General features: G+C 43.6%; 21 protein-coding genes and 1 tRNA gene. 14 read left to right on the top strand and 8 right to left on the bottom strand.

Annotated elements, in window-relative coordinates:
• Nucleotides 1–12: 12 nt before the first annotated feature.
• On the bottom strand, nucleotides 13–2124 hold the full coding sequence (gene uvrB / locus JFC07_RS01295; RefSeq protein WP_144297158.1) for an excinuclease ABC subunit UvrB: 2112 nt from the start codon (nucleotides 2122–2124) through the stop codon (nucleotides 13–15).
• A 422-nt stretch (nucleotides 2125–2546) separates the two neighbouring features.
• Between uvrB and dps the strand changes: the two genes are divergently transcribed.
• From dps to JFC07_RS01280, 3 genes are all read left to right on the top strand, one after another.
• A complete protein-coding gene (gene dps / locus JFC07_RS01290) occupies nucleotides 2547–3032 on the top strand; it encodes a DNA starvation/stationary phase protection protein Dps (protein WP_068406213.1) in 486 nt (161 codons plus the stop codon).
• A gap of 160 nt (nucleotides 3033–3192) precedes the next feature.
• Nucleotides 3193–3543: an IS630 transposase-related protein gene (locus JFC07_RS01285; RefSeq protein ID WP_198327897.1), complete on the top strand. Its 351-nt coding sequence runs from the start codon at nucleotides 3193–3195 to the stop codon at nucleotides 3541–3543.
• Nucleotides 3518–4042, top strand: a complete 525-nt coding sequence (locus JFC07_RS01280) for an IS630 family transposase (protein ID WP_198327936.1) — start codon at nucleotides 3518–3520, stop codon at nucleotides 4040–4042. The genes JFC07_RS01285 and JFC07_RS01280 overlap by 26 nt, the downstream gene beginning before the upstream one ends.
• Nucleotides 4043–4118: 76 nt before the next feature.
• Here the strand turns inward: JFC07_RS01280 and JFC07_RS01275 are convergent, their stop codons facing one another.
• The 3 genes from JFC07_RS01275 to JFC07_RS01265 all read right to left on the bottom strand — a co-directional run bounded on the left by JFC07_RS01275 (nucleotide 4119) and on the right by JFC07_RS01265 (nucleotide 6850).
• Nucleotides 4119–4850 carry a DUF2059 domain-containing protein gene (locus tag JFC07_RS01275; protein WP_198327896.1) on the bottom strand — a complete coding sequence of 244 codons (732 nt, stop codon included), beginning with the start codon at nucleotides 4848–4850 and terminating at the stop codon, nucleotides 4119–4121.
• A gap of 52 nt (nucleotides 4851–4902) precedes the next feature.
• Nucleotides 4903–6057 carry a cation diffusion facilitator family transporter gene (locus JFC07_RS01270; RefSeq protein WP_227678211.1) on the bottom strand — a complete coding sequence of 385 codons (1155 nt, stop codon included), beginning with the start codon at nucleotides 6055–6057 and terminating at the stop codon, nucleotides 4903–4905.
• 184 nt (nucleotides 6058–6241) lie between these two features.
• Nucleotides 6242–6850, bottom strand: coding sequence for an acyl-CoA thioesterase (locus JFC07_RS01265; protein WP_144297161.1), 609 nt, complete (start codon nucleotides 6848–6850; stop codon nucleotides 6242–6244).
• A gap of 328 nt (nucleotides 6851–7178) precedes the next feature.
• Here JFC07_RS01265 and JFC07_RS01260 point away from each other — a divergent pair.
• The 8 genes from JFC07_RS01260 to JFC07_RS01225 all read left to right on the top strand — a co-directional run bounded on the left by JFC07_RS01260 (nucleotide 7179) and on the right by JFC07_RS01225 (nucleotide 15098).
• A tRNA-Asn gene (locus JFC07_RS01260) sits at nucleotides 7179–7254 on the top strand.
• Between the two features lie 365 nt (nucleotides 7255–7619).
• Complete coding sequence (locus JFC07_RS01255) at nucleotides 7620–9371, top strand: amidohydrolase (RefSeq protein ID WP_198327895.1); 1752 nt, start codon at nucleotides 7620–7622, stop codon at nucleotides 9369–9371.
• A gap of 111 nt (nucleotides 9372–9482) precedes the next feature.
• Nucleotides 9483–10421: an alpha/beta hydrolase gene (locus tag JFC07_RS01250; protein ID WP_198327894.1), complete on the top strand. Its 939-nt coding sequence runs from the start codon at nucleotides 9483–9485 to the stop codon at nucleotides 10419–10421.
• 74 nt (nucleotides 10422–10495) lie between these two features.
• The gene (dapD, locus tag JFC07_RS01245; RefSeq protein WP_198327893.1) at nucleotides 10496–11317 is read left to right on the top strand and encodes a 2,3,4,5-tetrahydropyridine-2,6-dicarboxylate N-succinyltransferase; all 822 of its coding nucleotides are present in this window, start codon (nucleotides 10496–10498) and stop codon (nucleotides 11315–11317) included.
• 239 nt (nucleotides 11318–11556) lie between these two features.
• Nucleotides 11557–12297 (top strand): 7-carboxy-7-deazaguanine synthase QueE, encoded by a 741-nt coding sequence (gene queE / locus JFC07_RS01240; RefSeq protein ID WP_198327892.1) that lies wholly within the window; start codon nucleotides 11557–11559, stop codon nucleotides 12295–12297.
• A 219-nt stretch (nucleotides 12298–12516) separates the two neighbouring features.
• A complete protein-coding gene (locus JFC07_RS01235; protein ID WP_198327891.1) occupies nucleotides 12517–13695 on the top strand; it encodes a multidrug resistance efflux transporter family protein in 1179 nt (392 codons plus the stop codon).
• 14 nt (nucleotides 13696–13709) lie between these two features.
• A complete protein-coding gene (locus JFC07_RS01230; RefSeq protein ID WP_102077838.1) occupies nucleotides 13710–14345 on the top strand; it encodes a trimeric intracellular cation channel family protein in 636 nt (211 codons plus the stop codon).
• A gap of 90 nt (nucleotides 14346–14435) precedes the next feature.
• Complete coding sequence (locus JFC07_RS01225; protein WP_198327890.1) at nucleotides 14436–15098, top strand: trimeric intracellular cation channel family protein; 663 nt, start codon at nucleotides 14436–14438, stop codon at nucleotides 15096–15098.
• An 18-nt stretch (nucleotides 15099–15116) separates the two neighbouring features.
• On the opposite strand, the gene recJ is transcribed toward JFC07_RS01225, so the two are convergent.
• Nucleotides 15117–16952, bottom strand: a complete 1836-nt coding sequence (gene recJ / locus JFC07_RS01220; protein WP_191690545.1) for a single-stranded-DNA-specific exonuclease RecJ — start codon at nucleotides 16950–16952, stop codon at nucleotides 15117–15119.
• A gap of 389 nt (nucleotides 16953–17341) precedes the next feature.
• Here recJ and JFC07_RS01215 point away from each other — a divergent pair, with 389 nt between their 5' ends.
• Nucleotides 17342–17857: a hypothetical protein gene (locus tag JFC07_RS01215; RefSeq protein ID WP_068408032.1), complete on the top strand. Its 516-nt coding sequence runs from the start codon at nucleotides 17342–17344 to the stop codon at nucleotides 17855–17857.
• Between the two features lie 135 nt (nucleotides 17858–17992).
• Here JFC07_RS01215 and copM read toward each other — a convergent pair whose 3' ends face one another.
• Together copM and JFC07_RS01205 are read right to left on the bottom strand one after the other, a co-directional pair.
• Nucleotides 17993–18748 carry a CopM family metallochaperone gene (gene copM / locus JFC07_RS01210; RefSeq protein ID WP_191690543.1) on the bottom strand — a complete coding sequence of 252 codons (756 nt, stop codon included), beginning with the start codon at nucleotides 18746–18748 and terminating at the stop codon, nucleotides 17993–17995.
• A gap of 212 nt (nucleotides 18749–18960) precedes the next feature.
• Entirely contained in the window at nucleotides 18961–19428 is a 468-nt protein-coding gene (locus JFC07_RS01205; protein WP_225211589.1) for a DUF305 domain-containing protein, read from the bottom strand.
• Nucleotides 19429–19813: 385 nt separating this feature from the next.
• On the opposite strand from JFC07_RS01205, the gene JFC07_RS01200 reads away from it, so the two are divergent.
• Nucleotides 19814–20533: a heavy metal response regulator transcription factor gene (locus tag JFC07_RS01200; protein ID WP_198327889.1), complete on the top strand. Its 720-nt coding sequence runs from the start codon at nucleotides 19814–19816 to the stop codon at nucleotides 20531–20533.
• Nucleotides 20514–22001 (top strand): ATP-binding protein, encoded by a 1488-nt coding sequence (locus JFC07_RS01195; RefSeq protein WP_227678203.1) that lies wholly within the window; start codon nucleotides 20514–20516, stop codon nucleotides 21999–22001. Before JFC07_RS01200 ends, JFC07_RS01195 begins: the two co-directional genes overlap by 20 nt.
• 65 nt (nucleotides 22002–22066) lie before the next feature.
• Here the strand turns inward: JFC07_RS01195 and JFC07_RS01190 are convergent, their stop codons facing one another.
• Nucleotides 22067–24373, bottom strand: a complete 2307-nt coding sequence (locus tag JFC07_RS01190) for a nitric-oxide reductase large subunit (protein ID WP_191690539.1) — start codon at nucleotides 24371–24373, stop codon at nucleotides 22067–22069.
• Nucleotides 24374–24385 lie beyond the last annotated feature (12 nt).

The following is a 24385-nucleotide window of genomic DNA, read 5'->3' as shown; positions in this document are numbered from 1 at the left end:
GGAATTAAACCATTAAATCAAATGCGCTTTTAATTCCAATACTTTATCACGCGTTTTTGCTGCCTCTTCAAATTTCAAATCTCGTGACATTTGCTGCATTTGTTTCTCAAGGCGTTTGATTTCTTTGGCCAGTAAATCAGGACTGCGCAAAATGCTAATATCGACATCAGGCAGATTGCTTTTTACAGGGATTACTTGATTGTCATTGGCATCGAGGTTTTCACCCGTATCAATTTTATCGGTAATACTACGGCGCGCACCTTTTGGCGTAATATTGTGCTCAAGATTAAAGGCGACTTGTTTTTCGCGGCGACGGTCAGTCTCCTCTATCGCTTTTTCCATACTCGGCGTAATGCGGTCAGCGTACAAAATTGCTTTACCGTTTAAGTGACGGGCAGCACGGCCAATGGTCTGGATCAGCGAGCGCTCAGAACGCAAAAAGCCCTCTTTATCAGCATCAAATATTGCCACCAATGATACCTCTGGCATATCCAAACCTTCACGCAAGAGATTAATGCCGACCAGCACATCATGGACGCCTGTCCGCAGCTCATGAATAATCTGCATGCGTTCAACCGTATCGATATCTGAATGCAGATAAGCGACTTTGACATCGTATTCTTTAAGATAACTGGTCAAATCTTCCGCCATACGCTTAGTCAACGTCGTAATCAAAACGCGCTCATCAAGCTCGCGGCGTTTGGTAATCTCAGATAGCACATCATCCACTTGCGTCAATACTGGACGAATCTCAATCTCAGGGTCAATCAGACCGGTTGGACGCACGACTTGCTCGACCACCTGCTCGCTATGCTCAAGCTCATACTGTGCTGGCGTGGCGCTAACATAGATGGTTTTAGGCTTAATACGCTCCCACTCTTCAAACTTCATCGGGCGATTATTCATTGCACTTGGCAGACGAAAACCATAATTGACGAGGTTTTCTTTACGCGATCTATCGCCTTTATACATCGCCCCAATTTGCGAAACCGTCACGTGCGATTCATCGATAAATAACAGCGCATCTTCTGGAATATAATCAAACAAAGTCGGCGGTGCTTCCCCTGACGGACGACCCGACAGATGCTGCGAGTAGTTTTCGATACCATTACAGTAGCCGAGCTGCTGAATCATCTCAAGATCATACTGGGTACGCTCTTTTAGACGCTGCGCTTCGACCAATTTATTATTGTCGCGAAAATACTCGAGACGCGGCTCAAGCTCGGCGCGAATGGTATGACTTGCTGCTTCCAGTTTATTGCGCGGGGTCACATAATGCGATTTCGGATAAATGGTAATACGCGGCACACTTCGGACGGTTTTGCCGGTTAACGGGTCAAACCAAGTAATTTTCTCCACTTCATCATCAAACAAATGCACGCGCACCGCTAGCTGCTCAGATTCCGCAGGATAAATATCTAACAGCTCACCGCGCAAGCGATAGGTACCACGGCCAAAATCTAACTCATTACGGTTATATTGCATTTCAACCAAACGCTTAATGGTCGCCGTCCGATCGATTTTGTCACCGACGACGACATGCAAAAGCATTTTTAAATAACTTTCCGGATCGCCCAAACCATAAATACAGGAGACCGAAGCCACAATAATCGCATCACGGCGCTCAAGTAGCGCCCGCGTCGCTGATAGGCGCATTTGGTCAATATGGTCGTTGATGGCACTGTCTTTTTCGATAAAGGTATCACTCGCCGCAACATAGGCTTCCGGCTGATAATAATCGTAATAACTGACAAAATACTCAACCGCATTATTTGGAAAGAACGCTTTAAATTCGCCATAGAGCTGGGCGGCAAGGGTTTTATTGTGCGCCATAATAATGGTTGGACGTTGGCATTCAGCGATGACCTTTGCCATGGTATAAGTCTTACCAGAACCGGTCACACCGAGTAATAATTGCTCATCCATGCCTGATTTGATGCCTTTGACTAACTTTTCGATTGCTTGTGGTTGATCGCCTGCCGGCTCAAAGTCGGTGACCATCTCAAAGGCGCGGCTTGATATTTGCGTACCAGACGCATTGACACCACTGATTTCAGCTTCGCCTTGCAGCTGAGTGGCCAATTGGTTTAACTGACGCGACGAGCGCGGTTCAGGCATTCGCATAATAGCTTTCTTCCTAACATTTATAAAAGGTTATAAGAGTTTAGATTTATAACAATATGGGGTCTAAATCCCAGTTTTTAAAGGATAATCATGGGTTTCATTTTCTACTTACACACATATTTAACGGCTAAAATTTGCGCTATTAACGGTAATTTTAAAACGACTACTATTTATTTAACGTCTATTATTTATAGGAAAGGCACAGAATGGCAGCTAAATTTACAAAGCTTTTCACGATTAACAAAGTCATTACACGACCACTTAACAAAGCCTAAAACCTAGGGGTTCAATCGCGCTCATAAATTGCTACTATGGGTACTGAATTAATGAACAAGCAGTATTAAGAAGCGATAAGTACAAGCAACAACACGCTTAAAAATTAATCCAACAACTAATAAAAACTTAAAATAATGGAGTAAATTATGAGAGAACGTTACGCAAGTGGTATTGATGATAAAACCGCTGAAAAAATGGTTGAATTGTTAAACGCTAACTTAGCCAATCTGATTGACCTAAGTATGGACAGCAAGCAGTGCCATTGGAACTTGCAAGGTACTGGCTTTATTGGCGTACATCAATTACTAGACGAGACTTATGAGCGTTTGACTGAAGCGTTTGATACAGTTGCCGAACGTATCGTTATCCTTGGCGGTAAAGCCAACGGTATCTCTAAGCGTGTGGTCGAAGACTCTATCTTAGAGACTTATCCAACTGATATCACAGAAGTTGATGAGCACGTACGCGAGCTTACCAATCGCTATAAAACCATCGCTGCTTCACTGCGTGAAGGTATTGATACCGCGGGTGATGCAGGGGATGAAGATACGGCGGATTTGTTGACCGAAGTAAGCCGTATTGTCGATAAAGACGCTTGGTTCATCGGTGCTAATGCCCCAAAGAAAAAGTAACAGCGACTGAAAAACTTTATAAGTAAATGTTGTTTGAAAAAGGTCACTTATAGGGTGACCTTTTTTTATGCCTAAAGAATTTAGTCTTATAAACTACTATAGTGTATTAAATATAAAAGTGTTATAAGATAAAATAACTCAATAGATATACTCAGTTATCATGACTTACTCACTAGATTATCGCAAACAAGTTCTTAAAAGCTTAGCAGGTGGCATGACTTTTGCCGAGGCAGCCTCTTTTTATGACATTAGTCCAACCACCATTCAAAAGTGGAAGAAACGGCTGCATAGTAAGAGCACTCGCAATGTTACGCCATCAAAAATACCAGATGATGCACTACGTAAAGACGTTGAGCGTTACCCTGATGACTATCACTATGAGAGAGCAAGACGGTTCAACTGTACTGCCCCAGCCATTTGTGAGGCTTTAAAACGCCTAGGCATCAGTCAAAAAAAAGACCTTAGAGCATCCAAAAGCGTGTCCAATAAAAAGAGCGGCGTATCAGAGTAAGCTTGATAACTTTAAACAGCAAGGTTATCCCATTGTGTATATGGACGAAAGCGGTTTTGAAAGCCAGATCATTCGTCCTCATGGTTATGCACCGATAGGCAAACCCTGTATCGACAGCTACAACTGGCAAGGTAAAAAGCGAACCAACGTCATTGGTGCTCTATATAAAAAGATGCTATTTGCACTGGATTACTTTGAACACAACATTAACAGCGGCATATTCTACGATTGGTGCAAACACACGCTAATACCAAGTCTTAAAACCAAATGCGTGATTGTCATGGATAACGCTCGGTTTCATAAAAGTAGACGTATCCAAAAATTACTGAACAGGCATGGTCATCGTATCCTATGGCTGCCGCCGTACAGCCCAGACTTGAACCCTATTGAGAAAAAATGGGCTCAAGTGAAGTTTCTACGCCAAGGGTGGATGGAAAATGACTTATCCAAATTATTTTATGATGTTTGTCCTAGCCATAACACTTTTGTTTTGAACTGACTATATTAGGTTTAGAAAAATTGATTTTAAAGACGCGTATTAAAACGGATTAGAATTAGATTAAAAAATAATGACTTTAAAATACGCCTTTAATAATCTGCTTCATTTGCGGCAATAGCTCGCTTAATTGCGCTTCAGTCTCGCTGGTTTGCGGCAATAGCTCGCTTAATTGCGCTTCAGTCTCGCTGGTATCTTCAGGCAAGGATTGCTGTAAAAAAGCCGCGGTAATTTGTGGCTGCTTGGCAAGGATACTTTGCCCTACTGCCGTATCGTAGAATTTAATCTGGGCATCGACTTCAGCCTGCGTATAGTAAGTCTTAGCGGCACTGATATAAGCTTGCGTCAAAGTTTGTGCGTCGGCTGCATTGCCGATACCCTCAGTCATAATCTTAGCATATTGCCCTAACACGCTTTGAATTTGCTCTTGTAGATCGCGTTGGCGCTTATTTAACTGTTGGTCACTGGCGCGCTGATTACTGCTTTGATTCTGGTTTTTGGTTTGCGTATTAATGGCATCGATGGCCGCTTGTTGACCATTGACGATAGACTGAATCTGCTCGTCGATATGCATCACTTGCATCAGTTTAATGATAGACACATCAGTTGGTGCTTGATTGTTCATTTGCTGCTTGGCAATATTATTGGTGCCCTTACTAACCCTATTTGGCTCACTATGGACAATCAATTCTGCATTGGCATTGACGATAGGTGCTGATAGAAGCGTTGTCACCACCAAAGTAAGTAATGGATTGATGCTAGTAGGACGCCGACTGGTATTTTTTTTGGAAGATTTTAGGTAATTTTTCATATAAGACTCTTATTACTATAGGTGACGATTATTTATTATGCGGCAAATCTTATTAAGCACACTGCTCATCCGGTAAACGTAAAACCTCAGCATTGGGAACGGATAATGTCAAAATCGCTTCTTGAAATAATGGATTGGCGCGGAATTGGTTTTCAATATCTTCAAATTTTTGCGCGATTTGCTGTTCTTGTTGATTACCAGCGATATCGACCGCTGCCACCATAAATATTTTTTTGGGTCCGACCCACTCTAAGTGTAAATAAGAGACGCTGTCGATATCAGGATGATTTAATAGTTCCGTTAAAATATAGCAGTGGGTCTTTTCTGAGACTTTATAGCCAACCAAAAAATCACGATTGCGATTGATTAAAAAGATAGCCACCATACCCAATAATATGCCCACGATAATAGAACCAAGGGCATCCCAAAATGGCTCACCTGTATAGGCATGCATACCCATCGCTGCTGCTGCGACCACCAAGCCTATGACCGCTGCCAAATCCTCAAAAAATACCCCGCGCAACGTTGGGTTTGAAGTATTCACCACATAACCTAACGCACTGACATTAATAGCCTGACCATGCTTTTTACTTTGTAAATACGCCTGCACTAGAGAAAAACCTTCGAGCACAAACGCCACTGCCAAAATAATAAAGCCAATGGTGTAATTGGTTTCTGTTTCAGGCGCATTCCACTCGGTGATACCGGTATAGATAGAAACAATCGAGCCTGCCATAAAAACGCCAAAAGCGGCAATCATCGACCATACGTATGACTCTTTACCATAGCCTAACGGATGACTGTTATCGGCAGGTTTGACCGCTTTTTTCTCCGCCACGATGAGTAGAGTGCCATTACCGGCATCTGCCCACGAATGCGCTGATTCAGCAATCATAGAAGCAGAGCCAGTCATAAATGCCGCAACGGTTTTGGCAATGGCAATAATAACATTCGCTCCTACGGCAATGAGCACAGTAACCAGCGACGAGGATTTCTCGTCTTCCTGCTTCTTGTCCTCCTGAATGTTTTCGGGGCTTGTGACGTTAGTGAAATTGAGGTTAGGATTGATACCGTCTTTAGAATTGCTAGTATCTTTGGTCAAATTGGCAATAGAACGCGCACTGCCAGCACCGCGGGTACGAACGGTTTGCGGTGCTGGCTGATCTTTGGAAGGAATGTTTGATGATTCAGTGTTTTTTGAACTCATATGAGGCTCAATAAATGGTTAATATAATGAAGTAAAACAGCCATCAAAAAAGTTAAGCCATGAGCGCTAACTATTTTTAACTGCGTTATTTATCATTAAATTTAACCAAATAGCCACCACTGGTCAGTAAGGTTTTCGTGAGACTTTGTTTAAGTATTGATGATTTTGCTAGGTAAAATGCGCCTTATTTGGCATTGCTATGCTGAGCAAGCTCGCCAATCATATCATTGTCGTTGCCGCTTTTATCCGTCATCTTATCAGCGCCTAGACTTTCGCCAATCATTTGATTGATGTCGCAGCTCGGGCGATGCGAGCTTTGCATGCGTAGCTCTTTACGCGCCAAGCCTGCGTCAAAACGACACTGTTGCATGGCGTTTTTAATCTCAAGCGCAGGCACAGGCGTCGGTTTACCGTTATCATCAATCGCTACCATGGTAAAATAGCAGCTATTGGTATGGCGTATCGTACGGGCGCGAACGTCCTCCGCTTCAACCCGTATCCCCACTTCCATAGACGTTCTACCGACATAGTTGATACTAGCGGCAAAAGTGACCAATTCGCCCACGTAGATAGGCTCGCGGAACATCACTTGATCGACTGATAGCGTCACCACATAGCTACCACTGTAGCGACTGGCGCAAGCATAAGCGACTTGGTCAAGCATCTTGAGCAAATCACCCCCATGAACGTTGCCGATGAAATTGGCCATATCTGGCGTCATCAGCACCGACATATACAATTCATGATTTAAAGGGGCGCTTTTAGCAGTAGAGCTGGTGTTATATTGCGACATAATATTCCTTGCTGTTATCGTAAAACCTGTCTATTTTAAATATCCGTTATACAGTAGCCTCTGCTAAATCGCAAATAAAGACCGTTAGAGTGAGTGTAGGAGATATTTTTTATTCAGATGCCTATAATTTTTCTCATGGTTTTATGATTAGATTTTGACTAAAAGGTATGTAAACCCTTCTATCTACCACGTAAAAACGCAATCTTTCTAAAATCTGCAAAAAAAAGCTTGACGTATTTTTTATCTTTGCTAGAATACGCCCCACTTAGCAAGAACTCATTAGAGACTTTCTAAGCTCGCCGTAAGTCATAAAACCCTTACCGCTTATTCTCCAATAGCTCAGTTGGTAGAGCAACGGACTGTTAATCCGTGTGTCCCTGGTTCGAGCCCAGGTTGGAGAGCCATATTTTAGTTGTAAATCTTTTGAATCATTTTTGATTCGATTATGGCATTTGCCAAGACCCTCATCACTTTGATGGGGGTTTTTTTATGGCTGGTGTTTTATTTCATAAGCCTATAAATAGCAAAAACCTTTCTCTTTTCTTCTTCTATTACCAGTCTTGCAGCAAGTAGTTACTTTATAAAAAAATAAGCTTAGCCTTTAGTATTGTCCTTGGTTAGTTGTTTATCGACCTTATATTAAACCTGCTATATTGTTAGCCAACGATAAATTCATAAATAACATTGACCCTTTAAAGCTTTATCGCTACATTGGTTAGAGCTCTTATTTATGTGAAAACAACTATAAAAAACTATTAGGGATAGCGCCATGACTATAGGTATTATTAAGCCGACGTTACTGAGTATTGGACTGATGAGTATGATCGGTTGTACTGCCCTGCAAACCACCTCAAAACAGCCAAATACAGAACAAACAAGCGATTCAGCAACGGTTTATTACAATGGCAATATCATTACCATGGAAGGTGAGCAACCGCAGATGGTCGAAGCTTTGGTCACGCAGGCTGGCAAAATTGCTTATGTTGGTGATTTAAATACGGCGCAATCAAAATATAAAAATGCCGCTCAAGTGAATTTAAACAGCAAAACCTTGCTACCGGGTTTTATCGATCCGCACAGTCATTTTGATATGGTGTCAAACACCATGGGTCAGGCAAATTTAAACCCGCCGCCAGTTGGCAAGATAGATAGTATGGATAAATTACTACAAGCCTTAAAAGACTATAAAAAGGACAATAACATCGCCGATGGTGAATGGATCTACGGTTGGGGTTATGATGAGAGTCAATTAAAAGAAGGTCGTCATCCAAACAAAGCAGATATCGATAAAGTATTGCCTAATAACCCTGTATACCTGCAACATACCAGCGGTCATATGGGTGTCGCCAATAGCCAAGCCTTAGCAGCCCTGAACATTACCGCAGATACTAAAAACCCAGAAGGTGGTAATATTGCACGGGTTAAGGGTTCTAGCGAGCCAAATGGTCTCGTCCAAGAAACCGCTATGTACCCATTTATGCGGCGAATGCTAGAGGTATTAGAGCCCAATCAAGCTAAGTTTTTTGAGCAAACCCAAGATTATTATGCCAAAAATGGTCTGACTACCGCCCACAACGGTTCAACAGCTCGTAATACTATTCAGTTTTTCCAAAAACAAGCCGATGTTGGCAAGCTGAAAATCGACTTAGTCGCATTAGCAGGTAGCAGTGATTTAGATGAAAACTTAGCGGACAAAGACTTTGTTTGGAAGACCTATCAAAACGGTTTTAAAGTTCAAGGAACTAAAATCATAGCTGATGGCTCGCCGCAAGGTAAAACCGCTTATTTAAGTCAACCTTATTTGACGCCAGTGCCAGACTGCAAAAAAGACTGTCGCGGTTTGCCGAGTATCAGCCAAGATGCGCTCAATGAGATGTTTGCCAAGGCTTATAAGCACGATAACCAGCTGTTTATCCATAATAATGGCGATGGCGCGACAGATATGATTATCAAAGCCCATGAATATGCAGTCAAAAAGACGGGACAAGCCGCTGATAAAGATCGCCGTACGGTGCCTATTCATGCTCAGTTTGCGCGCCCCGATCAGCTAGAAGCCTTTAAAAAATATAAGATGTTACCGTCATTTTTTACCAATCATGCCTATTTTTGGGGTGATGTGCATGTGCAGAATTTAGGCAAAAAACGCGCTGATTTTTTAAGTCCGATAGCGACAGCGGATAAAATGGGGTTAAAATACACCAACCATTCTGACGATACCGTGACGCCTGTCGATCCGTTATTTACCGTTTGGTCAGCGGTTAATCGCACCTCGCGCTCAGGCAAGATTATCGGCGCCAATGAGCGCGCAACCCCTTATCAAGCGCTCAAAGCCATCACAACCAATGCCGCTTATGAGTATTATGAGGAAAATAGCAAAGGTACCTTAACCAAAGGTAAGCTCGCTGATTTGGTTATATTAGATGCCAATCCATTGACGGTAAATGCAGATAAGCTTAAAGATATTCATGTGGTCACTACCATTAAAGAAGGTAAAATAATCTATCAGCGCCCGACAAAGTAAAACTATAATGACAGCATACTAAGAAAAAATTTAATGCTTTATAGTCAAATTCCTATAATTTTGACTATAAAGTTTTTTCTGTCTCTTTTATATCAATATTAGGATTCGTTTATGAGTAACACCGAGCAAATCACCTCCTCTGACAACACCCATTATTTGCACCATACTTTTTTTGAGCCAAGCGATAATACCACGCCGATTACTGCTACCCTATTGATTGTGCATGGGATGGCCGAGCACAGCGGTCGTTATGCAGAGCTTGCGCAGTTTTTAACAGATAACGGTATTGCGGTCGCCACTTACGATCAGCTAGGTCATGGACAGACGGTCAAATCAGCCAATGATTTGGGTTTTTTTGCTGAAGAACATCCGGTGCAATCGTTATTAAAAGACGTTATTATCATGGCGGACAGTCTAAAGGTGCGACATCCTAATGTGCCGCATTTCGTTATGGGTCATTCGATGGGCTCGTTTATCGTGCGCAATGTCCTCAAACATCACGCGCAGAACTTTACTGGGGCCATCTTAATGGGTACCGCTGATGCCAATCCATTAACCAAAGTGCTATTACCTATTAATAAAGTACTGGCAAAAGTGGCGCCTAAAAAGCCAAACCCAGTCTTTGCCAATGTGATGAATAAGGTACTCAATAGCAAGCTTGATAACCGTATTTCTTCTTCAGAATTTGCTTGGCTTAATGAAGACCCTCAAGCTATCGAAGCTTATGAAGCTGATCCATTGACGGGCTTTGATTTTACCAACAATGGGTTTTTAACCTTGTTTAGCTTAATGGAAGCGGGTCTCAATAAAAACTGGGCAACGACCATTGCCAAAGATTTTCCGATGTTACTGGTCAGTGGCGAGAACGATCCGATCGGCGATATGGGCAAAGGTATTCGCAAAATTGCCAGCCGTTTAGAAAAACAGAACTTTAGCAATATCACGCTACAGCTCTACCCGCACATGCGCCATGAGCCGATTCATGAACAAAATAAACAGCAAGTTTATCAAGATATTGTAGACTGGATAAATAGCAATACTGCTGCCTAGTAACAAAATGCTTGATTAATTTAAACGACCACTTTTATTATCTTTTTTACCCTTCACCAACTTTAGGAATATTTATGACATTGCAACAAACCATCGAGCAAGCCTTTGAAAATCGTAACGATTATAGCCCAGCAACCATGCCACAAGACATACGCGACGCTATCAACGAAGTGCTTGAACAATTAGACAACGGTAGCTTGCGTGTTGCTGAGAAAAAAGATGGCGAATGGGTGGTCAATCAATGGGCTAAAAAAGCGGTATTATTATCATTTCGTTTAAACGATAACTATGTCCAGGCGGCGGGCGAACACGTGCAGTTTTATGACAAAGTGCCGACGAAGTTTGCTGACTGGACTCAAGAGCAGTTTAAAGCAGCTGGCGTACGCGTGGTACCGCCAGCGGTTGCTCGTAAAGGCTCATACATCGCAGCAGGTGCCGTCTTAATGCCATCGTATGTCAACATTGGCGCTTATGTCGACCAAGGCGCGATGGTAGATACGTGGGCTACGGTTGGTTCGTGCGCCCAAATCGGTAAAAATGTGCATCTATCAGGCGGCGTTGGCATCGGCGGTGTCTTAGAGCCGCTGCAAGCCAATCCAACGATTATCGAAGACAATTGCTTTATCGGCGCGCGCTCTGAAATCGTTGAAGGCGTGATAGTAGAAGAAGGCTCGGTAATTTCTATGGGCGTGTTTATCGGGCAATCAACGCGCATTTATGACCGCGAAACGGGCGAGATTCATCGCGGCCGTGTACCAGCAGGCTCGGTCGTTGTACCCGGTAGCTTGCCATCAGAAGACGGCACTCACAGCTTATATGCTGCCATTATCGTGAAAAAAGTCGATGCGCAAACCCGTGCCAAAACCTCGGTCAATGAGTTATTACGTTTGGCCTAGTGATGTAATTTTCCTAGAGCTTCCATAGATATCAGGCAATCAAAAAGATGTTGAAACCCAATTTCAGCATCTTTTTTAATGTTCAATATCAGTTTAAGTTTAACTTAATACAAGACATTACGTTATAATCCTTGCCTCGTTTGGGCGCTAGAAATATTAGCGCTAAACAAACTACTAAACCCTTTTTTATTTGGTCAATGCGCGCCGCATTATCAATCTTTATCTGTATTTGACATATTATGAGTGAGTTATCTTTACGCACCTCGGCAATTCCTGTCACTGATCCCGAAGCAGGGCTACGTTTGACCGAGATTTTTTATTCGCTGCAAGGTGAAGCGCTGACCTCAGGCTTGCCGACGATATTTGTGCGCCTGACTGGCTGCCCGTTGCGCTGCGTGTATTGTGATACCGAGTACGCTTTTAGTGGCGGTGAGCGGCAATCGCTAGAAGCCATTGTCGCGACCATCAAAAGCTATCCTTGTCAGCGTATTTGCTTGACTGGCGGCGAGCCGTTAGCGCAGCCAAACGCCGTTGAATTGATGCAACGTTTGTTAAATGACGGTTATGAGATTTCACTTGAAACCGCAGGGGCGCTGACGGTAAAAAATGTACCGCCTGCGGTCAGCAAAGTAATGGATCTGAAAACGCCAAGCTCAGGTGAAGTCGATAAGAATCTTTGGTCAAACCTCGACTATCTCACCCAGCACGACCAAATCAAATTTGTCATTATGAATCGCGCCGATTATGAGTGGGCAAAGGCAACACTGTTTGAGCATCAACTTGATAAATTGGTCGGTACGGTTTGGTTTTCACCGATGTTTACTGTCGCAGAAGAAGTCGCTGCTAGTGAAGCATTGAGCAGCCCCGATGTGCCAGTATTGGCACGCGAGCTGGCTGAATGGATGCTGGCAGACGCCCTTCCCGTCCGCTTCCAATTACAACTGCATAAGATTATTTGGGCCGATGCTAAAGGTAAATAATTGAATGAGCTTCGCGCAAATTGGACAAATCAATAGTTCAAATAAGCAAACAACAAAAATTCCAAACTAAACATCCTCTAAATATAGCCAAGGAATTTTAGAATCGCTACAAGGCGACCGACCGCAGATAGTACATTGAGTACATCTAGGGCGGGTAACACCGTAGCGGTTTAAAAGTGCTCTGACTATAGCTAACCAGCCGACTGCAAGGACGCATACATGGTCAAACTGATTTTACTGGGCTTATTGGCGGGGGCGTTCTTTAGCTCGACATTTATTTTAAATGAGCTGATGAGTAATGCTGGCGGCCATTGGTTTTGGTCAGCGAGCCTACGCTATGTCTTTATGTGGCTGATTATCAGCGCCGTTATTATCCTGCAACATGGCTTTGGACGTATTCAAGCGCTTGCGAGCATTTTTCGTCAGCACTGGCGCTTTTGGTGTCTTACCGGCAGTATTGGCTTTGGGGTATTTTATACCGGTATTTGCTATGCAGGCGACCACGTGGCAGGCTGGGTCGTTGCTGCTACCTTTATGTTTACCGTCGTAACCAGTTTGCTCGTACTATTGGCATTCGGACAAAGGTTTGATAAGAAATTTATTATTTATGCCTTTTTGGTGTTTATCGGGGTAGTATTGGTCAACGTCAGCGAAGGCTTGCGCGCCTCTGCCCTTGCCGACATTGATAGCGCGCCGATGGCAGAAATGCTACTTTACGGTGCCCTACCTGCGCTAATTGCGGCTTTTAGTTACCCAATCGGCAATCAACTGGTCTGGCAAGTTTCCCATAACTCACGCAAACACTATCCTCATAAAGATAAGGCTAAAAAGCAACAAGTAACAGAAGATAAGAAACTCAACAGTGAACAAAGTCATCACGAGCATAGTAACCAAGCACTTGTCTCAGAAGCTTATGACTTATCTGCTGCTGCCTCTAACGCTGCACACAGCAGTATTTCTTTAAATACCAGTAGCACTATTAGTGCTAACCAAACTTCTGCTTTACAAAACCTCATTGCCCGCATTCCTGCTATCGAGACGAGCTTATTACAAAATGCCTTTAACAAGGTTTGGCTGATGACCTTGGGTAGTTTTCCATTTTGGCTAATTTTAGGCGCTTTTATCCAGCCTGAACCACCTGCAACCACCCAATTATTTAATACTTTGCTAGTAGCATTACTGGCTGGAGTAGCGGCGACGAGCATATTTTTTTATGCGCGTGAGCAAGCGGTGACTTCAAGCGAAGTCGCAGGCGTTGACTCGACCCAAGCCAGCGAGGTAATCTTTGCTTTGATTGGCGGTATACTATTGTTGGATAATGCCATACCATCAGTAATGGGATTGGTCGGTATTGGGCTAATTATTCTAGGGCTGATTTTATTTGCAAAAGACGGTTGAGGCTAAAATAAGTCATGATAAATCACTTTATTTTCCCCGATATTCTGCTGTATTTATTAGATATGGTGGGTGTCGTTGCTTGCGCCATCGCGGGCACTTTGCTGGCGCAGCATAAAGGCTTTGATATTGCGGGCTGTATTTTGGTTTCTATGGTCAATGCCATTGGCGGTGGTACATTGCGTGATATGGCGCTCGATCGCCATCCGTTATTTTGGATGACTGACCTCAACTATGTCATCGTCATTACCATCACCTCGCTTATTCTACAAATTTTCTTTCATCTGTATCATAAGATTGATAAAGCGCTCAAATTTTTTGATGCGATTGGACTGGCGGCCTTTAGTGTTATTGGTTTTAAAGTGGCGTTGGCGCAAGATATGTCGCCAGTTATTGCGGTTATGATGGGAGTTTGGACGGCGATTATCGGTGGTTTATTGCGTGATATTATCTGTAATGAGATACCACTGCTGCTACAGCGTGAGATTTACATCACCGCTAGTATTGCAGGATCCTTGAGCTATTTGGCGCTTGATTACTGGGGCGTTGATGCGGTTACCAATGAGTTTATGATGCTATTTATCATCTTTTTCGTACGTATGCTGGCGCTTAAATTCGATTGGCATCTGCCTTCTATTCGTTTGGTCGATTGAATATTTGTTTTACCGCTTAACCTCATGGGCAAAAAATAGCAGTGCTTTGATATTGATGTTTTAATATAAGGGCTTTAATGAGAAAAATGTATGCTCACCATCGCTTTAGATTCTGAATTGATGACTACTTTTGACCCGCGCTCACTCATTTATCTGTTTGATATGATTGGGATTATCGCTTGTAGTATTTCAGGGACGATATTGGCCAAGCATAAGAATTTTGATGTCTTTGGCTGCTTACTGGTATCGATTGTGACTGCCATCGGCGGCGGTACGGTGCGCGATGTGATTTTGGATCGTCATCCGCTGTTTTGGATGGTGGACATGAGTTATTTGACGCTTATTACTGTTTCGTCATTGGTGATGCAAATATTCTTTCACCCCAACTCTAGGCGCGTTGATAAATTCCTCAAGCTCTCCGACACTATTGGGCTATCAGCCTTTACCTTAATCGGTATCAAGGTTGCTGATAGTATGGGCGCCAATGTGCCGGTGGCATTATTACTCGGGGTGATTACGATTATTGTCGGCGGCATCATCCGCGATATGATTTGTAATGAGATTCCGCTGGTGCTACAGCAAGAGATTTATATCAGTGCGTCTTTAACGGGCGGCATTCTTTATTTTGCCCTGCACAATCTTGGCGTAAGCGCTTGGATTGCCGATATCTCAGCAATGGCGACGATTTTTACTTTGCGTATGCTTGCCATTCGTTATGACTGGCAATTTCCAACCATTGAATGGAAATATTAAAGTATTCAAGCCTAGCAACTACTCGCTTTCCTCTACTGTCTCTTTTACCAGCGTCAAATCTTTGACCATCAACTGCAAGCTTTGTTTACCGTTCCACTCGTTAATGTCTAGCTGAAATAATACATGCACTTTTTCGGCGCGGTAATCCCAAGCACTACTATCAAAATTAAATTGGATTGCTTCAATTGGATATTGCACCTCAGGATAACGTAACGACAATTTAAGATGTTTGTCTTTTAATATCTTAAAGCTCAATACCTCAAATACGCCGTCAAATATCGGCGGCGCAAAGCCATGACCCCATATACTGGCATTCGCTAGATGCTCTGCAAAGTACAAGCTAAAGTCAGCCGCTTGCAAGGGTCCGTCGGTAAATTTCTGCTCGGCAAAGACTTCCTCATCCATCTGCGCCATCACTTCGTTAAACGCGGTTACGAAGCCATCGAAATGACGCCGTTTAATGGTTAAACCTGCCGCCATAGCATGACCACCAAAGTGGCTGATTAAATCAGGGTAACGTTCGGCCACTTGCTCAATCGCATCACGAATATGCACGCCTGCGATAGAGCGCGCCGAGCCTTTGATGGCATCGTCGTCACCCGTGCGTTCTGTATCCGCTGGCGCAAAAACGATACTGGGCAGATAGTGACTTTCTTTTAAACGACCAGCGACGATACCGATAACCCCTTGATGCCAATCGTCTTGATATAAAATGATGCTGCGGTTTTGATTATCAATAGCCGACTTTTCAGTTTTAGGCTGGATAAGAGTTTCATCGCTCTCGTCAGCATCATTCTTAGCATTAGAGTCAGCAGTAGCTAACGCTTGCACAATGCTATCTGCTTGCGCGCGCATCTCACCTTCGACATGACGGCGCGTACGATTAAGCTGCTCAAGCTCTTGAGCCAAACGCTGGGCGGTACTCCAGTCATCGGTCAATAAGCATTCGATACCGATGCGCATATTATCCATGCGCCCCGCAGCATTGATACGCGGACCTAAAACAAAACCAAAATCTTGCGCCTGTAATTGTTTTGGGTCGCGACCTGCTTGTTCAAGCAGTGCCAATATCCCAAGCGAGCAGCGACCTTGGCGAATGGCGTTTAGACCGTGATGCACTAAAATACGATTGTTTTTATCAAGTACACCCACATCGGCAATCGTCCCAAGCGCGACCAAATCTAAATATTGGCTGACTTGCACGCTAGACTTGCCTGCTTCGCGGCGCAGTTTCGCCAAGCGTCCGAGCACATAAAACGCCACGCCGACGCCAACCAAGGCTTTACTACTAAAGTTGCAATCAAGCTGATTGGGATTGACCACTGCTTCGGCGGGCGGTGTTTCTTTGGTGGTTAAGTGATGATCAGTAATAATGACAGTGATGCCATCAGCCTGCGCCCGCGCCACGCCGTCATGGCTTGAGATACCATTATCGACCGTCACAATCATGTCGGGCTTATAAGTTTTGATACCTAATTCAACAATCTCTGGCGTTAGACCATAGCCATATTTAAAACGGTCAGGTACTAAAAAATCAACCACCGCGCCCATCTTTGTCAGCGCGCGCATCATCAATGCGGTACTGGTTGCCCCATCGCAATCAAAATCACCGACGATTAATATACGCTGACCTTCGTCGATGGCGACATCTAACAAACGCACCGCTTCGGTGACGCCATGCAGCATTTCAGCAGGTAATAAACCAGACAGTCCTGTTTCAAGCTCATCAGGCGCAGTGATACCGCGACCGGCATAAAGCCTAGCAAGGGTAAATGATTGGGCGGCCAGTGGTTGCAACGCGGCGGGCAACTCGTCGATGCGAGTGCAGGTATAACGGGGGGTTAAATTTAGCATGGTGCTATTCTACTGACTTTGGCACATAGCCACAATGGGAATTTTTAGCACTATCGTCTAGGTTTGGCGATTGCCCAATTATACCTTATGGCGTAATTTATATGACGTATCATGTAGGAAAAATAAAGGTTACTGATGACGAATTTTTAAACTCTTGCTTGCCAACCTGCCCTTTATTTACAAAAACGGTGCAGAGAGCCTGCAATTTTCTGCATTTTGCTACAAAGCAATGATTGTATGGCGCTTATAAAGCCATAAAATGGTAAACATTCAAGATGAGTTATGCGAAGATGACTTATTTGAAAATTATAAGATACTCATCATTTTTGCCATATTTGCTTTTACTATATTAATGACTTTCTGTTTTTTAAACATTTTAAGGACGCGTTATGAAAACCACCCCAACCGCTGAAAAACTGCCTAATACCATCGACCCTAATTTAGACCTAGATAAAGTCAAAAAAGACTGCGAAAAATTGGTCAAAAAACGCGCCAAGCTTTCTGCTGGTGTCGCTATTGTACCTATTCCATTTTTTGATGTGGCAGTTGATGCCAGCATGCTGACCGTCCTGCTACCTGAGATCAGTGAGCGTTTTGGACTGATTGAAGGGCGTCAATCTGCCGTTGATTTAGAATCACGCGCCATCCATTGGCAAGCGCTAAAAGACCGTACGGTTGATTTTGCAGGACTAATGGCGACACGTGGTATCGTGAAAAAGACCGTCCAAGGTTTCGGTGGTCGTATTGCCGCCAAACAAGTGACTAAGTTCATTCCTTTAGGTGGACAAATGGTCGCCGCGACCATGGGCTATATGATTTTCAAAAAAATCGCCACCGACCATATCAATGAATGCTATAACTTGGCAAAAGACATTCAGCAAAAGCAGCATGGTAAAAATGTCTAATAGCATGCCATCATTGTTTAAAATCTAAGAAATTATCATTCGTAAAAAAACCCAGCTAAGATTACTTAGCTGGATTTTTTAATTTAAGGAACAGATTTTTTATATTAAACCAACATCGCATTTTATATAAAAATACTAACCGCCATTTTTGGCAATCCAATTTTGCATTTGCTCAATTTCAGCCTGCTGCGCGTCGATAACCGCTTGCGCCAGCTGACGCATTTCGGCATCTTTGCCATATTTTAGTTCTACTTCCGCCATATCAACGGCCCCCTTATGATGCGGTAACATACCGCGCGCAAACGCCATATCAGGTTTAGGGTTCGCGATACCCGCCATCATCTCATCGTGCATAGCATCCATCCCATCAGCGTAGGCTTGTTGCATGGCTTTGGTATCAGGCATGGCTTCAGCTGCATCAGGATGACTGGCCAGCCAGTTTTGCATCTGCTCAATCTCAGATTGTTGGGCGTCGATGATTTCTTGCGCTAGCTGACGCATCTCTTTATCCGTACCATATTTTAGCTGAATCTCCGCCATTTCAACCGCACCGACATGATGACCGAGCATCCCTTGGGCAAACGCGGCATCGGGATCGTTGTAATTCATCCCAACCATCATCGCATCGTGCATTTTTACCATCGAATCATTGTACGCTTTATGCGTCACCGACATGTGCTCAGTATCTGTGCTCATCGCTGCCATATCATGATTGGCGTGCGGGCTGGTTACTGTGTCGGTTGTCGTATCAGTGACGATTGCTTCTTCTGTAGCAGGCGCAGCGTTTTTATTAGCAGCCCCTTCATTTGCAGGCTGACAGGCGCTGATGAGCAAGGCAGCACTGATACTAGCACTAAGCAATGCTAGGCGTGAATGGTTAATAATTTTCATGGTGTATCCTTTATTTAAATAAAGCATAAAAATGGCAAATTAAGGAAAATTTGCCGAAAAAAAATAGCTAAATGACTGCGTTAAATACAGCCATTTAACTAAGAGCATTTATTAAAATATTTAGTGAATTCTTAACTTACCCTAGCGCTTTAAGAACTAAGGTCTTTAACTTCTAGGGTTTTTAAGCGTCTAAGCTAATGTATTTCTTTAATTTATTTAAGCTCTTCGATCAGCTCTTGCATTTCGCCAATTTCGCGCTCTTGCGCCTCGATGATATCATCGGCAAGTTTACGCACTCTCGGGTCGTCGATATCGGCGCGGGTACTGGTCAAGATAGCAATCGAATGGTGCGGTATCATCGCCTGCATCCAGTCAACTTGATCAACGGTCGCTTGGGATCTGACGCCCCAAAGACCGACGGCGAACATCACGATGCTCAGCCCGTAAATCATAAGATTGACTTTGGTTTTTTTGTACATATGGCTCATAAACGCCAACATGATGACCGACATAGCGGCGCCCATATATAGCGCCATATAAGCTCTGGTTTCGCTAAAATAAACGTGATCCCATTGATAAGTATTAAAATACATCATGATATACATGACGATGGTCGATGTTAAAATCATCAATGAAAATCTGATATACGGGTTCATTTTTTCTTCTTTTGAATGCTGCATAAGGTAGTCTCCCGCTACGTTGTTTATGTTTTTTTTATTAATTTATATTGCTTAGGCTATTTAAAGGCTAGCCAATGACTAAAAGGTTTTTCATTGTATTTATGAGCTTATAACCACTGCTTAGCAGACTCAACATCCGCGTATACTCGGTTTGTACTGTCTTTGTTTGCACGCATTGCTTTATATAGCGCAAATTAATCTTGTTGATTTTTATCCAAAAATGATAGCAGTATCAGCCTGACAATGAGATGACGCTAAGATGACAATGTTGTCATCTTAGCCATCTGGCATAGGCATAGCGCTGGCATTGCTCTATGATTGGAGGTTTGCAACTTGTATATGATGCAATCGCATAAAAATTATAAATAACGGGCACGATTACGCTATGAAAATACTATTGGTCGAAGATGAGCTGTCACTTGGTGATTATATTAAAAAAGGTTTGAGTGAAGCAGGCTTTATTGTTGAGCACCAAACCACAGGACTTGGTGGCTATCATGCTTTGATGACTGAGGATTTTAATGTGGTCATCATGGATGTGATGTTGCCTGATGTGAGTGGTTTTGAGTTGGTACGCAATTATCGGGCGGCGGGCAAACTGACGCCAGTGCTGTTTTTGACCGCGAAAGATGATTTAAGCGACCGCGTAAAAGGCATAGAAATCGGCGGCGATGATTATCTGACCAAGCCCTTTGCCTTTGCTGAATTATTGGTCAGAATCAAAAACCTATTGCGCCGCATCAATCAAACCGATTACGCCAACACAGTGCTACAAATTGCCGATTTAAAAATGGATATTGCTAAGCGTACCGTCACACGCGGCGAGCAGATTATTAAACTAACCGCTAAAGAATTTGCGCTACTACAATTTTTTCTTGAGCGCCAAGGTGAGGTGCTACCGCGCTCTGTGATTGCCTCGCAAGTCTGGGATATCAATTTTGATAGCGACACCAATGTGATCGACGTGGCGATACGGCGTTTGCGGATTAAAATCGATGACGATTTCGATACCAAGCTGATTCATACGGTGCGCGGCATGGGTTATCGGCTAGATATAGATGATGATGCCAATGACAGCGCCGATAATGTTACGATCATTAAATAGTATGACGCCGATTGCGACGGATGGTCGCCTATCTTTATTGTGGCGCACTATCCTGCTTTTAAGCTTGTGCGTCATCGTCACTCAGATATTTCTGTATGTCTGGATACAGCGCTCGGTTAATGACCATTTTGAACAAATGGATGCGGAGATTTTGACCCATGCGGCGTTTAATTTACGCCAGTATATGGATAGCAATAGCATAGTTGACACTAGTAACACTAAGAAAAAGCCACTTTCTCAGCAGACGCTCGCTTTACAGAACGCTAGTATCGACTATGAAGTCAAAACCGTGATTACCGATAATAACGGGCAAGTGCTTATCAGTGTGCCAACTGGTTTTATCAATCAGTCGAGTCATCATGGCGCGGTCAAAGCGTTGTGGCAAAAACATCACGAACAGCCGTTCGATCTAAAAATTAACGACCGCCATTATCGCGCTATTGTCATTCAGCACGCCAGCCGCTTAGCACTCATCGCCCTACCCGTCGATGTTCATCATCAGTATTTGGCGCAATTTAACCGTCAGCTGATTGTTATCTTAATCGCCATTACCTTTCTTTTAGTCTCTATCGCCGCTTTTAGTGTGCATTTAGGCTTTGCACCGCTTGCGACCATTCGGCAAAAAATGAGCCGTATCAATGCCGACCAGCTCGACGATAGAATTGTGATAGCGGATATGCCCAGTGAATTGCGAGCGCTTGCAGAATCCTATAATGCAATGATGGTTAAGCTCGCGCATAACTTTGAAACGTTGTCGCGCTTCTCAGACGATATCGCCCACGAGCTGCGCACGCCGCTTGCCACCCTCAGCACCCAAACCCAAGTCATGCTCAGCAAACCGCGAGCCAGCAATGAGTATATCGAGCAGCTGCATCATCAGCATGACACCTTAGCGCAACTATCGAGCCTCATTAACAACATGCTGCTACTGGCAAAAACGCAAAAAGGCTTGATTCATTCGCAGTTTAACCGCGTAGATAGCGATTTACTGCTGACTAAGATGATGGAGTATTATGAATGGATAGCCGAAGACCGCGCTATCACCTTTAAAAAAACAGGTGACTTTAAAACCATACTTGGCGATGCAAGCCTATTGCAAAGGTTGTTTGCTAACTTAATTGCCAATGCCGTTTATTATGCCGCCAGTGATAGTATTATTCATATTAATGGCAAAATTGTTACGGATAAGGTTGCAGAAAATAGGCAGGTTTTATCTTCATCAGGCATGCCAGCCTCATACCTGCAAATCTCCTTTACTAACCGTCTAACCGCCCCGATGACGCAAGCAGAGGTGGATAAATTATCAGAGCGTTTTTATCGCCATCATAAAACTCTATCAATGCATGCAGGGTCGGGCTTAGGTTTGTCAATTGTGCATGCGATTGTCAATGCCCACAATGGTAAAATAGCTATTACGGTAAAAGACGGCTATTACTTTGAGGTCAGTATCAAACTCCTTCTTGCTTAGCCACAAAAAAGCCCTGCCATTGCAGAGCTTCTTTTGCTTTTAATTGATTTTACTATTTTTACCTTTTAATGTACGGTGTTGGTTGGTAAGTTATCTGAATTTACAGGGCTATCAGGTTGATAGTTTGCATGTGAGGGTTTGGCAAAAGCAAACTTGACGACCTGCAGTGCCACACAAACCGCACCAGTAATAAAGATCACGTCAGCAAAGGTACGAATCCAGCGCAGTGTTACTAAGAAATCTTGTTGTAAGAAGCCTTCACTACGTGCGTACCATAGACCTTCGGTCATTGACGCGTGCGCTTGGAAAATACCAATCGGTAATAAGCTAGTGACAATCATCAATACCAAGCCTGCATTTAGTGCCCAAAAACCAGTTTTGATAAGGTTTTCACTAAACACATAATCAGGACGGATATAGCGCATGACCAGTAATACAAAGCCGATTGCTAAGAAGCCATAGACCCCAAACAGTGCAGCATGTGAGTGAGTGGCGGTAGTATTTAACCCTTGTAAATAGAACAATGAGACTGGTGGGTTAATCATAAAGCCGAACACCCCTGCACCCAACATATTCCAGAACGCGACCGCAACGAAACACATGATAGGCCATTTAAGCTTATTCATCCATGGCGCTTGACGCTGCATAGACCAATGCTCATAACCTTCATAGCCTAGCACCACTAAAGGTACCACTTCTAAAGCACTAAATGACGCGCCGATTGCCATGACTGGTGTGGTTGTACCAGAGAAATATAAATGGTGGAACGTACCTGGGACACCGCCAAGCATGAATAGGGCTGCTGAAGCGATGGCAGAACCGGTGGCGATTTTTTTGTTGACCAAGCCTAAGTTGTAGAAAATGAATGCGAGTGAGACGGTGGCGAATACTTCAAAGAAGCCTTCTACCCATAAATGTACCACCCACCAGCGCCAGTATTCCATGATGGTTAAGTGGGTACGCTCGCCGTAGAACAAGCCTGCACCGTAGAATAAACCCACGCAAACGACTGATGCAAAGAAGATGGCCAATAAATTTTTATCACCGCCCTCTTTTCTTCTAAGCGCTGGTAAACAGCCACGGGTCATCAATACCAACCAGAATAAGATACCAACCCATTTTAAAATCTGCCAGAAGCGACCAAGGTCAATGAATTCATAGCCTTGATGACCAAACCAGAAGTTGTATTTTGCAGGCATAATACCGGCAATCGCAAAGTACTGACTAACAAATGAGCCTACAACCACGAGTATTAATGCCACCCAAAGGATGTCTACGCCCAATTTCTGGTATTTGGGGTCTTTACCGCCATTGATAAGTGGCGTTAAGTACAAGCCTGCCATCAAGAAAGCAGTAGCAATCCAAAATAGTGCTGCCTGAATATGCCACGTACGTACTAACGAATACGGGAAGTAATCGGATACGGCGATACCATAAAACTCTTGCCCTTCAACGGTATAGTGCGCGACAAAGCCACCAATAAATACCTGAAATACGAATAGAGCAACGACTAGTACACCGTATTTTGCCAAGGCTTTTTGTGACGGTGTTAACGCCACTTTGGTTAATGGATCAGAACTTGCCGTTGCTTCTTTGACGTCTTCTTCTTTACGTAAGAACGACCAGCCCCAAATAAGAAAACCAACCCCAGCGATTAAGAACACCACACTGGCGATAGACCACATGATATTTTCAGAGGTTGGGACGTTATCAATTAAAGGCTCATGCGGCCAGTTATTGGTATATGTCGCATCAGTACCCGGACGGTTGGTAGACGCAACCCAAGTGGTCCAAAAGAAAAAGTTAGTCAGTTTTTGTCTGTCTTCAATATCTGCCAAAGTATTGTTTTTCATGGCAAAATTTTCACGCGACTTTTGCAATGAAGGCTCATTACCGTAGAGACCGATATAGTAAGGCGCGACTTCATTAATAGCGGCGATACGCGTATCTGACAGTACCACTTGATTGTTAGCATTGGTATTGCTGCCACGATATTCTTTTTTCAGTTGCGCGCTAAGTACCGCTTTTTGATCATTCGTTGCCGCGGCAAAATCATGTCCATATAACTCTTGCGCCCGGATATCTAACCACGCCACAAGCTCTCTGTGTAACCAATCTGCTGTCCAGTCAGGCGCTTGATAGGCACCATGTCCAAGTATCGAGCCAAGCTGCTGTCCTCCCGTGCGCTGCCAAGCAGATTGACCATCTAAAATATCTTCTTCTGTGATTAATGCCTTTCCGCTGCTATCAATATACTGATCAGGGATAGGAGGTGCGGTGCGATAGACTTCCACGCCGCCCCAACCTAAAAAGGTAAAGGTAATGACGAGGACGGCGATTAAGCCCCACCAATACTTTTTATATTCGCCCATATCTTGCTCCTA

It is taken from the genome of Psychrobacter faecalis (genome assembly GCF_016107575.1).
Classification (GTDB): domain Bacteria; phylum Pseudomonadota; class Gammaproteobacteria; order Pseudomonadales; family Moraxellaceae; genus Psychrobacter; species Psychrobacter faecalis.
The sequence above is the reverse complement of the archived record's forward strand: the minus strand, read 5'-3'. Positions and strand labels throughout refer to the sequence as shown.

Excerpts from the sequence above, each read along its gene's own strand:
- uvrB (WP_144297158.1), bottom strand. The coding sequence starts at position 2,124 with ATGCGAATGCCTGAACCGCGCTCGTCGCGTCAGTTAAACCAATTGGCC.
- dps (WP_068406213.1), top strand. The coding sequence starts at position 2,547 with ATGAGAGAACGTTACGCAAGTGGTATTGATGATAAAACCGCTGAAAAA.
- JFC07_RS01285 (WP_198327897.1), top strand. The coding sequence starts at position 3,193 with ATGACTTACTCACTAGATTATCGCAAACAAGTTCTTAAAAGCTTAGCA.
- JFC07_RS01275 (WP_198327896.1), bottom strand. The coding sequence starts at position 4,850 with ATGAAAAATTACCTAAAATCTTCCAAAAAAAATACCAGTCGGCGTCCT.
- JFC07_RS01270 (WP_227678211.1), bottom strand. The coding sequence starts at position 6,057 with ATGAGTTCAAAAAACACTGAATCATCAAACATTCCTTCCAAAGATCAG.
- JFC07_RS01265 (WP_144297161.1), bottom strand. The coding sequence starts at position 6,850 with ATGTCGCAATATAACACCAGCTCTACTGCTAAAAGCGCCCCTTTAAAT.
- JFC07_RS01255 (WP_198327895.1), top strand. The coding sequence starts at position 7,620 with ATGACTATAGGTATTATTAAGCCGACGTTACTGAGTATTGGACTGATG.
- JFC07_RS01250 (WP_198327894.1), top strand. The coding sequence starts at position 9,483 with ATGAGTAACACCGAGCAAATCACCTCCTCTGACAACACCCATTATTTG.
- dapD (WP_198327893.1), top strand. The coding sequence starts at position 10,496 with ATGACATTGCAACAAACCATCGAGCAAGCCTTTGAAAATCGTAACGAT.
- queE (WP_198327892.1), top strand. The coding sequence starts at position 11,557 with ATGAGTGAGTTATCTTTACGCACCTCGGCAATTCCTGTCACTGATCCC.
- JFC07_RS01235 (WP_198327891.1), top strand. The coding sequence starts at position 12,517 with ATGGTCAAACTGATTTTACTGGGCTTATTGGCGGGGGCGTTCTTTAGC.
- JFC07_RS01230 (WP_102077838.1), top strand. The coding sequence starts at position 13,710 with ATGATAAATCACTTTATTTTCCCCGATATTCTGCTGTATTTATTAGAT.
- JFC07_RS01225 (WP_198327890.1), top strand. The coding sequence starts at position 14,436 with ATGCTCACCATCGCTTTAGATTCTGAATTGATGACTACTTTTGACCCG.
- recJ (WP_191690545.1), bottom strand. The coding sequence starts at position 16,952 with ATGCTAAATTTAACCCCCCGTTATACCTGCACTCGCATCGACGAGTTG.
- JFC07_RS01215 (WP_068408032.1), top strand. The coding sequence starts at position 17,342 with ATGAAAACCACCCCAACCGCTGAAAAACTGCCTAATACCATCGACCCT.
- copM (WP_191690543.1), bottom strand. The coding sequence starts at position 18,748 with ATGAAAATTATTAACCATTCACGCCTAGCATTGCTTAGTGCTAGTATC.
- JFC07_RS01205 (WP_225211589.1), bottom strand. The coding sequence starts at position 19,428 with ATGCAGCATTCAAAAGAAGAAAAAATGAACCCGTATATCAGATTTTCA.
- JFC07_RS01200 (WP_198327889.1), top strand. The coding sequence starts at position 19,814 with ATGAAAATACTATTGGTCGAAGATGAGCTGTCACTTGGTGATTATATT.
- JFC07_RS01195 (WP_227678203.1), top strand. The coding sequence starts at position 20,514 with ATGTTACGATCATTAAATAGTATGACGCCGATTGCGACGGATGGTCGC.
- JFC07_RS01190 (WP_191690539.1), bottom strand. The coding sequence starts at position 24,373 with ATGGGCGAATATAAAAAGTATTGGTGGGGCTTAATCGCCGTCCTCGTC.